The following is an 11,982-nucleotide window of genomic DNA, read 5'->3' on the forward strand; positions in this document are numbered from 1 at the left end:
CTGGACGCCCAAACTCCGTCCGTAGTCAGAAAGTTCCTGCATAAATGATCGGGGTTGGGGTACTTTTTACTTCAACTTTTAAGTGCACCAACGCCATGGATAAATCTATTAATCGCGCTGACAGGTTCTATCATTTAGCTTTAGGTTTCCCACTCTCTTTTTTAGCCGCCATCGCTTTAGGTACAGGTGATGCTGGTGGTGCAATACGCGCCAGTACTCCCGCCGGTATTGTCAACTTGCTGAACGGAGACGGCGAGTTGTACAATTTCAGGCGAACTTGCATTTGCCCGGGTAACACGGTGTCACGGATTAGGTTTTTTTGCTACGTTGGTGACCTCATTCCATACAGAAAATGCCTGCGTACGCATGTGTCGGTACTGCTCCGCTGTCATACGGTTTCGCTGACACCGGAAAGCATTGTTGATCGGGCCATGAGCCGATAAAAAGCGCTGAGCATGGCCCGATGACTTGAAGCGCCGCATCTGTCGTTCTCGTTGCCGCGTCGGTTGGTGCAAGAGTTCTGCACGGTTATTGAGGCCTTTGTGTTGGCGATGCTCCACACGCGGCATAACTCTTGAGCTTGTCGGTTGCGCCGACTCTGCATCAGAATATCGAGCACATGTCCGTTCTGATCGACCGCACGCCATAGGTAATGGTGCTTGCCCTTGATCGTTAGCACCACCTCGTCGAGATGCCATTTGTCTTCGCGTTGCGGTTGACGCCGGCGAAGCTCATTGGCATAGCCTGGGCCAAACTTCAACGTCCATTGGCGGATCGTCTCATACGTGACTATGATGCCACGGCTGGCCATTAGTTCTTCTATGTCGCGAAAACTCAGCGCGAACCGGAAGTAGAGCCACCCGACATGGCTGATGATTTCTGCTGGGTAGCGGAACCCGCGATAGAGTCGAGATTTTTTCATCTCGCCACCTTACAATATTTTGCCAGCCTCCGTAAGTTGACAATACCGCTCAGCACATAGGCCGCGTACCAACGCACACATAACAACATCATATCGAGTGGATAATGTAAACGTTTTAAAACCTGACGAAGTACAGACTCTTCAATTTATTTAGGCACTGATTTCATCGAAACGTTTTACCAATTTCGGCCTAATGCGATAGAGCCTAAACTATAAGCAGTGAGTTGATTGATTGGACTATTTCAAGTTTTCGTAGATAACAATTGCCGCGCATCTTTTAGCAAAAGTAATAATTGTTTTTCACGAATGGGCGATCCTATAAATCCGAAACGGGTGTAGAAATTTGAAGCCTCATCATCAATGGGGTGAGTGAGCATAGCTCTGACGCCAGCCTGATCAGCTATGACGATGGTACGTTCAATTGCATCCTTGAGCATACCTATACCAATGCCTTTGCCTTGATCATGAGTAGAAACAGCAAGGCGAGCAATTATAACAACAGGGATTGGGTATTGCCCCATTCCTTTACTGATACGTTCGGGAACTTCAGTAGTGTCGACCTGGCCAATCGTCAAACTGAAGTACCCGACAACACGAAACCCATCTGCTACTACGAAAGTTTTTGCAGATCCACTTCCTTGCGCCTGTCTGGCATGGCGTAGCAACCACTCATTAAGGGGAGGCTTGCCACAATCAAATTCCTCGATTTGATGTTTGGCATTAAGAGGCTCCGGCTTGCCTAAACTCACTTCGCCTCATCCCACGGCGATTTTCGAGAGAATAAATCGCGTAGACCTTTATTTTCTTGCTCAGGACGTTCCAATAAATCCATTAAAGATTGATACTGATTCCCAGAAACCATGAACAATCTTTGGTCTAGGAGTGCTTGTTCCGCCGCGAGACAAGCGCTATCGAGAATAAAATCAGTTAAAGATTTACGCGACACATCAGCGGCTCTGCGCAGTATAGTTTCCTGTTCTGGCGTGGCACGGAGTCCAAAGCGGGCTGATTTAAAAGCTAGGGCACTCATGGCGTCACCTCATTTGTTAGTTCATTTGACGCTATGTTAGCACAAATGACGTACAATATCTAATTATTTATTAAAGAGTGGTTCGGGCGTTTTGTCGCATTAGCAAAATCGCCTTGTCTTCGATGATCTGATCGATCGCCGATTTATTGGCTCCGCTCTCATCCATTACTACTTTCTCAGGATGGTATTGTCAACTTGCGGAGGCTGGCAAAATATTGTAAGGTGGCGAGACGAAAAAATCTCTACTCTATTGCGGGTTCCGCTACCCAGCAGAAATCATCAGCCATGTCGTGTGGCTCTACTTCCGGTTCGCGCTGAGTTTTCGCGACATAGAAGAACTAATGGCCAGCCGTGGCATCCTAGTCACGTATGAGACGATCCGCCAATGGACGTTGAAGTTTGGCCAAGGCTATGCCAATGAGCTTCGCCGGCGTCAACCGCAACGCGGAGACAAATGGCATCTCGACGAGGTGGTGCTAACAATCAAGGGCAAGCACCATTACCTACGGCGTGCGGTCGATCAGAACGGACATGTGCTCGATATTCTGATGCAGAGTCGGCGCAACCGACAGCCGCAAAACGTTTTTTCCGCAAGCTGCTCAAGGGCTTACGTTACGCACCACGAGTGCTAATCACCGACAAGCTCAAGAGTTATGTCGCGGCGAAGACGCAAATCATGCCGCGTGTGGAGCGTCGCCAACACAAAGGCCTCAATAACCGTGCAGAACTCTCGCACCAACCGATGCGGCAACGAGAACGACAGATGCGGCGCTTCAAGTCATCGGGCCATGCTCAGCGCTTTTTATCGGCTCATGGCCCGATCAACCATGCTTTCCGGTGTCAGCGAAACCGTATGACCGCGGAGCAGTACCGACACATGCGTACACAGGCATTTTCTGTATGGCATGAGGTCACCAACGTAGCAAAAAAACCTAATCCATGACACCGTGTTACCCGGGCAAATGCAAGTTCGCCTAAAATTGTACAACTCGCCGTCTCCGTTCAGCAAGTTGACAATACCCATTCAATCAACATACGCTTACCCGTTTCTCTAAAATATGGATAGCGCTCAATCATTGTCGAAACTAATGGCAAGGTCTGACCAATCGCTCGACTAATGCTATTCTCTGCTTCGTCAAGATCACGCGATAGCAAAGACAAACGCGTTGTTGCAAGTTGTCGAAGCTGCTTCCCCATCCACTAGGCTTTTTTTCCTTGTAATGTGAGGGCGGGCTTATCTTCTAGATGTGGATATGCAGACGTAGTTACTACATCGTAGACAGGTGAGAGAAATGCATCTTCATAGTTTGTGTATACCAGAGCAAAATTCTTCAGATGCGCATCACCATTATGCAAAGCATAATTGAGTAACATTAATTTATATAGCTGCTTAGCGCTCTCTAGTCGCTTGGTTGAGACTACAGCATAAGACTACAGGCTGGGATTGGTACACTTTTAACGCGCCATTTATGGCAGTTTCCAGTGCGCTTTCCGGTACATTATTCACGCGGCATTCATACTCCATAATGTCTACCTTTGTACAAGGAGACAAATCCTAAGCCGAATGCTAGATATTTGCCTCTAAGGTACGCGTTTTGTGTCTGCGTGGTTTTCGTTTGAATTGCCTTCGTGTTCAAAAAAATGTGGTGATTGCAGCAGCGATTCCAATTGCAGAGGACGCAACAGAGCCCCAGAGCAACCAACGCCGCTTGGTCAGCACTGTAATTGCTGCAAGTGCGATTGCGATCTGGATGAAGGTCAAAGCTAGAGCCAAACGTTCATGTGGCTTAAGCTTTGCTTCAGATTCTTCTCCTAATCTGCGGGATTCTGCTTGTAGTTTCTTCGCCTCGGCTTGTACTTCAACCCTCTCTTTTTCTTCTTTTAGCTTGTCTACCAAAAAACGTTCTTTGATTTCCGAAGTAGTAGATAACGCGGCAACAGCATCATCAAGATGGCTCTTGATGGATTTCGCTTGATAAAATGCCCATTGGTCGGATGCTTCCGCCTGTTTAAGGATGCTTTGATTTTTTAGGAACATCGCTTCATTTTGCGCAGCACCGCTTTCGTAGCTGATGAGTGCACCAACGGTGGCAAGAACAGCCGTCATCAAAGCAATTTTTTGTGCTAAACCATTGCTTTCTTTTTCAGCAGCATCATCAAGCGCGTGTTCGTGCGGGCTAGGAACTTCATATTCTTCTTCCATATATTCCCTCTAAAGTGGTAAGTGATAATGCGATGCAAATGCTGCCCCTGAACTGAAAGCTAAATACTTAGTCAGTATCATTCTAGCGAAGGTAGCAGACGACTTTAAAGATGAAGCTAGATTTATTATTAAGAATATTACTCGAACTCAAACGGTTCTGTCGTATTAACTGACACAAATCAAACTTATCAAAGGGATCGCAATCATCCTCAAACTAATTGAGCGAATTTCTTTGGCCAACACTTACAACTGATCAAAAAAATTTCGCCTATGAGTTAATTACCGCGTTCGTTAATTCGATCCTAGACAGATTTTTCATTCTCAAACTAAGTGTTAGGCGACAAGATTATCTTAAAAACTAAGCAGATGGGACTACGAGGAAGGGCATAAGAATCAACAGATTCTTTATTAATATATGCCTGGCAGGTAAAACGCGAATCATTGCGAATATGATTCGAAGCACCTCTACTCGCATAGAAAAGCAATGTCCCTTAAGATGCTGGTTTATCGTAAATCATGTACTACTAAATTATTGCGTCAATATGAACCCAACTGAAGTTGAACACCAGAACGAGAATTCCTTGCATTCGGCAACTGAGAGAGCAACTGCGGCATCGCGAAGTACCTGGGTGAGCGTAGGTGTCAATATTTGCTTGAGTGTTGCTCAAATTAGCATAGGTATATTCGCTAAATCACAAGGCTTGATTGCTGACGGCATTCATTCGTTATCCGACCTGGTGTCGGATTTTGTTGTGCTATTTGCCAGTCATCACAGCAAGAAAGACGCCGATGACGACCATCCTTATGGTCATCAGCGATTTGAAAATGCGGCCTCGTTGATTCTAGGGTTGTTACTACTCGCAGTTGGTGCAGGCATGATTTGGACTGCTGTATTGAAGCTTGAAGCTCCGGATACCATCGCACAAGTACAGAGTATTGCCTTATGGATGGCGGCTATAGCGCTATGCACCAAAGAGCTACTTTTTCGCTACATGCTTGCCATCGCCAAGCGCATCAAATCAAGCATGCTGATTGCAAATGCATGGCACGCCCGTTCAGATGCGGCATCATCATTTGTGGTCGGCGTAGGTATCATCGGTAATTTAGCAGGCTATCCAATACTTGACCCTATTGCCGCACTGATTGTAGGATTCATGATTCTCAAAATGGGTTGGGGATTTGCTTGGGATGCCCTACATGATTTAATGGATCGAGCAGTCGACCAGATCGAACTCAACGCAATCCGAATCACATTGTTAGAAACACCTGGTGTGAGCAACGTTCATGATTTGCGTACGCGGAAGATGGGTGACATGATCGTCGCCGATGTGCACCTAGAAGTCGAAGCATCACTGACAGTGGAGGCCGGACATGACATTGCAGTCGATGCCAGGCGTCGTGTGCTGGAGCGCCACAGAGTGCTCAACCTAATGACGCACATTGATCCATGGAAAAAACCAGATCTAGATCACGAAAATAAAGTACAAATCTCCCCATCAGACTAGGACGAATAACACGGCATCAAAGTAGAAAGGTGAAATTTTGTAGCTTCGAAAACTGCAGAAAAGCTTAACAAAAATGACCAGAATTGGCCTCTCACCTTTCGTCCTTTAAATGCCTTGCTCATGTTGCTTAACGTAGTTTCTAAGTATATGTTTCTGCGGCTCGCTACCTAAGGTACTTAAATAGATCAGTTTTGTATCCTAATAACTAACCTAGGAAATCGCATGGCGAAGCATATTAACTTTGGCACAGAGTCTGAACACAATTGGAAATATCACAAGCCCGCAATTTGGCTCCACTGGGTATCCGCACTCTTGATCATCGGCTTACTGTGCGTGGGCTGGTACATGATGTCGATTGAGGATGAGCCTGGGAGTGGTTGGTATTTTGATCAACATAAATCGTTCGGCATACTCGTCCTCATACTAATTCTGATTCGCATAGTCTGGCGGATCAGACACAAACCAGAGCCATTGTCAGATAACGTCCCTGGCTGGCAAAAGAATTTAGCAAGCATTATCCAATGGCTGCTTTATGGCAGCATGTTTGCCATGCCTATTATCGGATTTATAGGGACATCTTATACCAAGCGAGGTGTATCACTATTCGGAATGAAACTCCCAGCCTGGACGACTCCCAATCATGACATCGCTGAACAATTTTTTGCTGCGCACTCAATCTTAGCTTTTATCCTGACGACCCTGATCGTCCTGCATGTGCTAGCCGGCCTAAAGCACCTATTCATAGATAGAGACCGCGTCTTTTACCGAATGTGGTTCTAAAACCGATTCTGTCGCATTGTTGATCGGAAGACGACAATAGCAGGAACTATGTCACCGATAAGTAAAATCGATTTGTGTGCGGCGTAGATTTAATTCCATCAATCTCTAACTGTCTATTTACACCAGTACTAATCCAGCGAGCACGATACTGATGGACCGGAACTGCTTACATTTGAGCACCGGCACGAGCATCCGCTTGATCGTATATGCGCTCTGCTAGACAATGGTTTTAAGATTTTAGCCTTGTAACGAAAGATCTGTGGTCACTTTGTTGAGGTTCCTCTCCGCCATCATGCCCCTCCACATTGATGGAGAAATGCATCGCTATAATATTGAGCAGGTCAGTTCATCCTTTATCAGTGTTTTGCAATCTAGAAGTTCATTACGCTAACGGCTCACTAGGGCTATGAGACTCTGTTATCCATCCGTTTTATGGGCTAGGTTTTGACATACCAGCCCAGCAACTGTAAACCAACTGACCGGGTCAGGTCTCTCTAACGGCAATTTAACGGACTATAGTAAAATATAAGCATCGTTTAGAATTACTCAAAACTATTCTCTCAATAATCACCATTCAAGTGTAATTTCAATAGGATAAAACCATGGCAAATATCAGCTTTCTTGGGACAGGATTGCTCGGCGGTGCATTCGCTGAAGCTGCGGCAAAACGTGGTGACTCAGTCACCGCATGGAATCGTTCTGCGGACAAAGTTAACGCTTTGATGCAATTTGGTGTCAAAGCCGCCGCAACTCCTGCTGACGCAGTCCGAGGTGCATCGCGAGTGCATCTAGTGCTAAAAGATGACGCAGTTGTCGAAGAAGTTATTGCCATGGCACGTACTGCACTCGAGCCTGGTACGATCATCATTGATCATACTACGACCTTGCCGGTACTCACCGCAAAGCGCGCTGAACAACTTCATACCGCAGGATTGAAGTATTTGCACTGCCCTGTCTTTATGGGACCACCGGCTGCTAGAAACGCTCAAGGTTCAATGATGGTTGCTGGCCCAAGTGCTCTATTCGAATCGGTCAAGGCAGATCTCGCCAAGATGACCGGGCGTCTGGTTTATATAGGAGAACGATCCGACCTTGCCGCCGCGAACAAATTACTAGGTAATGCAATGATCATTGGCCTCTCTGCAGTAATGGCAGATGTGCTGACTCTGGCGCAGGCAAGCGATATACATGGTGAAGATGCGATCAAGTTGCTTGGTATGCTGGACTTAAATGCGACGGTCGGCGGTCGCGGGCTCAACATGGCAAAAGGCAACTTCGCTCCGAGTTTTGAGCTAGTGATGGCACGCAAGGATGTGCGTCTGATGTTGGAAACATCTGGCAGTCGCTCGATGGCAACACTGCCAGCAATTGCGGCCAGAATGGATCAGCTCATCGCCGCTGGACATGGTGCTGAAGATGCCAGCGTGCTTGGAATCGATGCAGTGGTGCGGCCTTGAGTATAGCTGGCTGCGGTTCTCGTTTAGACAATCCGAGCTAAAAGCTTGAACTCACAGACCGCAGTCCAACGTCACATCGATTGGGGTCGAAAAAATTACAACGACTTATATCGTTCATATAATCACAATTAGCATTGTCACCACCTGAGGTAACATCGGCATACGCTGACGCAAAATAATCATAAATCGTTTTTTCGAACTTTACCTCGCATATGCTTTTAATCAGAATTTCTGTAATTAACTCAGACATTGCTCTTACAGTTCGCTATAACGATCACACCGTACAACTCGAACTAGCTTTAGTTACATCTAATTACTCAGGAAACATCTATCTTACGTCTCGTTCGCGGCGTCAGACGTTGTGAGTGTATCAGCGCGATGCTAGCGCTACACCGGAGAACGAAAATGGAAACCACTAGCTCAAATCGCATTCACCCCTTGATGGCTGCTGCTGCCGCCTCCTTAACTTTAGTCAGTCTAGTGGGTGCCGCAGCGATTACAGGAATTTTGCCCAACTCCCACGGCCAGACCGTCGCTAATCCGACAACAGAAATGATGAATAATACGAGCACTCCAATGGCACAACAATTAGTATCCGTGCCTGTCGAGCGTGAAGTTATTCGATACAAAACGGTTGTGCACCACGACTATCCGCGTTACAACCAGACTAACCACAACAGCGACCATGCCCAGCTGGCTCAAGCTGAGCAAGCAAGAGATTACCGACCAGCGGCCGCATATCAACAGCCAGCCCAGGTCGCCCAGAACAGTCCACTTGGTATAGGTCTTGGTGCGCTCGTCGGTGGTTTAGTGGGTAGTCAAGTTGGCGGAGGTAATGGTCGTACTCTTGCAGCAATCGCCGGTGCAGTTGGTGGAGGCTACGTTGGAAATGAAATCGCGAAGCATAACCAATCTGGTAACAACCAATAACGTCAACAACGCAATAGAAAAAACAGGAGGAATCATCATGACAATCAAAACTAGTCTGGCACTCATACTCCTGGCGTTGCCAGCTGCGGCATTCTCCACTGAATATCAAACGATTGAGCGTCCTCGTCAAGAGTGCTGGAACGAGCAGGTTCACATGCAACAACGTAGTAATGACGTCGGAGGTGCACTCATAGGCGGCATTGCAGGCGGCTTACTCGGTAACCAAGTTGGAAATGGGAACGGCCGCACTGCAGCGACTGCCCTTGGCGCGATAACAGGTGTGATGGTCGGCGAGCGCATGTCGTCATCTCCAGGCTATTACACACAGAATGTGCAACGTTGCCGCACTGTGATAGACCATGTTCAAGTTCCGGTTTATAGGGAACCCTCCCCTGTATGGATTGAGGCGCGACCTGTGTATGTGCCCTATTACGTCCGACACGATGAACATGACTATCGCGAACAATGGGGCCATGGTTGGCATGGACATCACCATGACCGTGATGAGGAACATCGACACCATGAAGATGATGACTAAACAAAGTATTCCGCCTACTTTTTGCTAATAAGCGCGCGGCGCCGCGCCGCGCGTTAGCAAGAATCACGATTCACTCATTGCTCAGTGGCTTGTAAGTGGAATTAAATACAGACCAGCGGCAAACAGTCCATACATCAAACCTAGTGCAGTCGATATGGTCGCCTAAATCATCATCGTACCGCTGAAATTCGCCAGCAAAACCCATCAAATAAATTACATAGATATAGTCGGTCGACTGATCGATTTTAATGGATCGATATAAGAAACTCAGATCTTGTCGCCCGCTGCATTACCAACATTAGGCTTAACAAAATGTGATCAATTCGAATTTAAAAAAAGTTACTTTTAATTGATCTTTTTTGAGGAGGATTTATTCAATATTTAAAAAATCAAAGTCACATAGTTGTAATAATGAAATGTTATTTTCACACTTATCCAAAAGACATATTTTTGGTCAGCAGTGCGTAATTCACCAACTCGAAAACGGCTATAGGTCTTAGGAAACAGTTCATATATATGACGAGGTATCCATACCCGGGTTGGGAAAGCTTGTTTGGAACATAGAACAATTGTTCAAGTTTGTCGATTTGTTTCAACGTTGCTTTTAAACGCTGCTGTGATTCTGAATTACAACTATCCCCCAACCATGAAGGAGAATGTAAGTGAAAAAATTATTGGTAGTTTTATTTTTGATGAGTCAAAGTATTTACGCGATGGCCGATGGACAAAGTGATTGCGATGCAGCTGCGGGTAGTTATTTGACAGGCTCAGTGGTAGGTGGCCCTACTTTTGCCAGCGCAAAAAGTTATCTGAAGGGCATAGGACTATCTCATACCCATCTTAAAGTGCAATCAGACCAGGATGGACAAGTTTATGATGTTGCCATCGACAATGTATATGCGCGTGACTACGTAAAAAATTCTAGATCAATACCAAGATCTCTAACATCAATTCAAGTTGGAGATCAACTTGAACTATGCGGTGAATTATATTCGAGCGGATTATGAGTCCATCCGCAAATCGAGCACCAGCGCTAGTTATACGATATAAGTTGATTTATTGGGACAAATTTGGGACACTAAAGATCAAATCCCCCCCCCAACTAAGGTGAACAATTTTGGCTACATTTACCAAGCGCGGTGATTACCAATGGCAAGCCAAGATCAGACGGCAAGGCCACCCAGTACAATCCAAGACGTTCAACATCAAGGCGGACGCGGAAGCTTGGGCAAGACTGATCGAAGGTGAAATGGATCGCGGTGCATTTGTCTCTCGCGCAGAAGCAGAAAGCACGACGCTCAAGGATGCGCTTGAGCGATATGCGCAAGAATTGACACCCAAGAAAAAAGGCGCCCTGCAGGAGCGTACTCGAATAAAAAAATGGCAAAGCCGCCCACTCGCCGTGCGGTACCTGTCAACTATAAAAGGTAGCGACATGGCGAAATTCAGCGATGAGCGCCGGGCAGCAGGCAAGGCTGAAAACACGATTCGGCTGGACATGGCGTTGCTTTCTCATTTATTCGAAACGGCGCGCAAAGACTGGGGTATGGAGAGCTTAATCAACCCGGTTAAGAATGTCAGACTTCCCAGCGGATCAAAGCAACGGGATAGGCGTCTAAACGGTGATGAACAGAAATACTTAACGGTTGCGCTCGATAAAAGCAGTCAACCAATTGCGCGTGCGATTGTGGAGCTTGCAATCGAAACTGCGATGCGACAAAGCGAAATTTTGGGATTGGAGTGGAAAAACATCGATTTCAACCGAAAAGTGGCTTTTCTTGCCGACACAAAAAACGGTGAATCACGTAGCGTTCCGCTTTCTAGCAAAGCGCTGACAATCTTGAACTCGCTCGCCCGTTCCATTGATGGCGGACGAATTTTCGAAATCTCGCAGGATCGGCTAATTAGAACCTTCCAGCGTGCCTGCGTGGTTGGCAGCGCCCAATATGTCAAAGATTGCGCAGAAGCCAAGCAGGCGCCTTCAAAGGCCTTTCTTGATGACCTGCGGTTCCACGATCTGCGCCACGAGGCGACTACTCGCCTGTTTGAATTAGGGCTTGACATGATGGAGGTCGCAAGCATCAGCGGTCACAAATCTCTTTCAATGCTAAAACGCTACACTCATCTACGAGCAGAAGACTTGGCGCGAAAGTTGGGATGATAATGCACAAGACCGGTTTCTGCACATGTCGTAGGCAGTGCCGCTTGTAAAAACCCGCACGATTGGCGGTATTTTCATAGCACTTCACTTGTTATTTGCAGCTTTCATCCGGCGAAATCATCGCCCGCTTCCGCCAGTAGTTTAAACGTTGGCACTCTTAGAGCGCGTGCGATGCGCTCAACATTATCAAGCGATATATTCCGAACCTGCCGCTCCACATGTGCGATAAAGGTCCGGTGAAGACCAGCCTCGAACGCCAGCATCTCCTGGGACCAACCCAACTTCCCACGCAATCGAATCATATTCGCCGCGAGTATCTCCCGTGCCGATGGCTCTGGTTTTCCGGAAGTTTGTGTGATTAGGGGTCGATTTGTTTTAGGTGCAATAAGTGACGGTAGGAGATCGAGCACTGGCGTGGGGGTAGTTCTGTAAGTCAATGATTTCATTAAGGTTTCA

At 46.8% G+C, this 11,982-nt stretch carries 13 protein-coding genes and 4 pseudogenes; 8 read left to right on the top strand and 9 right to left on the bottom strand.

The window, feature by feature from the left end:
• Positions 1-130: 130 nt before the first annotated feature.
• The 5 genes and pseudogenes from AAKU64_RS21115 to AAKU64_RS21135 form a co-directional block, all read right to left on the bottom strand.
• Positions 131-298, bottom strand: coding sequence for a hypothetical protein (locus AAKU64_RS21115; RefSeq protein WP_322121758.1), 168 nt, complete (start codon positions 296-298; stop codon positions 131-133).
• A gap of 4 nt (positions 299-302) precedes the next feature.
• Positions 303-922, bottom strand: a pseudogene (locus AAKU64_RS21120) (IS6 family transposase).
• A gap of 47 nt (positions 923-969) precedes the next feature.
• Positions 970-1,068: pseudogene (locus AAKU64_RS21125) on the bottom strand (IS6 family transposase); the annotation flags it as partial.
• Between the two features lie 96 nt (positions 1,069-1,164).
• Positions 1,165-1,671, bottom strand: coding sequence for a GNAT family N-acetyltransferase (locus AAKU64_RS21130; RefSeq protein ID WP_322121759.1), 507 nt, complete (start codon positions 1,669-1,671; stop codon positions 1,165-1,167).
• Positions 1,668-1,952, bottom strand: a complete 285-nt coding sequence (locus AAKU64_RS21135) for a type II toxin-antitoxin system TacA family antitoxin (protein WP_322121760.1) — start codon at positions 1,950-1,952, stop codon at positions 1,668-1,670. The genes AAKU64_RS21130 and AAKU64_RS21135 overlap by 4 nt, the downstream gene beginning before the upstream one ends.
• Positions 1,953-2,227: 275 nt before the next feature.
• Here AAKU64_RS21135 and AAKU64_RS21140 point away from each other — a divergent pair.
• Positions 2,228-2,895 (top strand): annotated as a pseudogene (locus tag AAKU64_RS21140) (IS6 family transposase).
• Between the two features lie 59 nt (positions 2,896-2,954).
• On the opposite strand, the gene AAKU64_RS21145 reads toward AAKU64_RS21140, so the two are convergent.
• From AAKU64_RS21145 to AAKU64_RS21155, 3 genes and pseudogenes are all read right to left on the bottom strand, one after another.
• Positions 2,955-3,149, bottom strand: a complete 195-nt coding sequence (locus AAKU64_RS21145; protein WP_322121761.1) for a hypothetical protein — start codon at positions 3,147-3,149, stop codon at positions 2,955-2,957.
• 3 nt (positions 3,150-3,152) lie between these two features.
• Positions 3,153-3,350, bottom strand: a pseudogene (locus AAKU64_RS21150) (HipA domain-containing protein); the annotation flags it as partial.
• A 235-nt stretch (positions 3,351-3,585) separates the two neighbouring features.
• A complete protein-coding gene (locus AAKU64_RS21155; RefSeq protein WP_322121762.1) occupies positions 3,586-4,155 on the bottom strand; it encodes a DUF4337 family protein in 570 nt (189 codons plus the stop codon).
• Between the two features lie 542 nt (positions 4,156-4,697).
• On the opposite strand from AAKU64_RS21155, the gene AAKU64_RS21160 reads away from it, so the two are divergent.
• From AAKU64_RS21160 to AAKU64_RS21190, 7 genes are all read left to right on the top strand, one after another.
• The gene (locus AAKU64_RS21160) at positions 4,698-5,660 is read left to right on the top strand and encodes a cation diffusion facilitator family transporter (RefSeq protein ID WP_322121763.1); all 963 of its coding nucleotides are present in this window, start codon (positions 4,698-4,700) and stop codon (positions 5,658-5,660) included.
• Positions 5,661-5,882: 222 nt separating this feature from the next.
• The gene (locus AAKU64_RS21165; protein ID WP_322121764.1) at positions 5,883-6,440 is read left to right on the top strand and encodes a cytochrome b; all 558 of its coding nucleotides are present in this window, start codon (positions 5,883-5,885) and stop codon (positions 6,438-6,440) included.
• 602 nt (positions 6,441-7,042) lie between these two features.
• Positions 7,043-7,897: an NAD(P)-dependent oxidoreductase gene (locus tag AAKU64_RS21170; protein WP_323492935.1), complete on the top strand. Its 855-nt coding sequence runs from the start codon at positions 7,043-7,045 to the stop codon at positions 7,895-7,897.
• A gap of 405 nt (positions 7,898-8,302) precedes the next feature.
• Complete coding sequence (locus AAKU64_RS21175) at positions 8,303-8,827, top strand: glycine zipper 2TM domain-containing protein (RefSeq protein WP_354335222.1); 525 nt, start codon at positions 8,303-8,305, stop codon at positions 8,825-8,827.
• Positions 8,828-8,864: 37 nt separating this feature from the next.
• Complete coding sequence (locus AAKU64_RS21180) at positions 8,865-9,365, top strand: glycine zipper 2TM domain-containing protein (RefSeq protein WP_354362945.1); 501 nt, start codon at positions 8,865-8,867, stop codon at positions 9,363-9,365.
• A gap of 662 nt (positions 9,366-10,027) precedes the next feature.
• The gene (locus AAKU64_RS21185) at positions 10,028-10,372 is read left to right on the top strand and encodes a hypothetical protein (RefSeq protein WP_354362946.1); all 345 of its coding nucleotides are present in this window, start codon (positions 10,028-10,030) and stop codon (positions 10,370-10,372) included.
• A gap of 110 nt (positions 10,373-10,482) precedes the next feature.
• A complete protein-coding gene (locus AAKU64_RS21190; protein ID WP_354362947.1) occupies positions 10,483-11,526 on the top strand; it encodes a site-specific integrase in 1,044 nt (347 codons plus the stop codon).
• Positions 11,527-11,630: 104 nt separating this feature from the next.
• Here AAKU64_RS21190 and AAKU64_RS21195 read toward each other — a convergent pair.
• A partial coding sequence (locus tag AAKU64_RS21195; RefSeq protein WP_354362948.1) for a helix-turn-helix domain-containing protein occupies positions 11,631-11,982 on the bottom strand: 352 nt, incomplete at its 5' end.

This window comes from Undibacterium sp. GrIS 1.8, from assembly GCF_040544445.1.
Classification (GTDB): Bacteria; Pseudomonadota; Gammaproteobacteria; order Burkholderiales; family Burkholderiaceae_D; genus Undibacterium.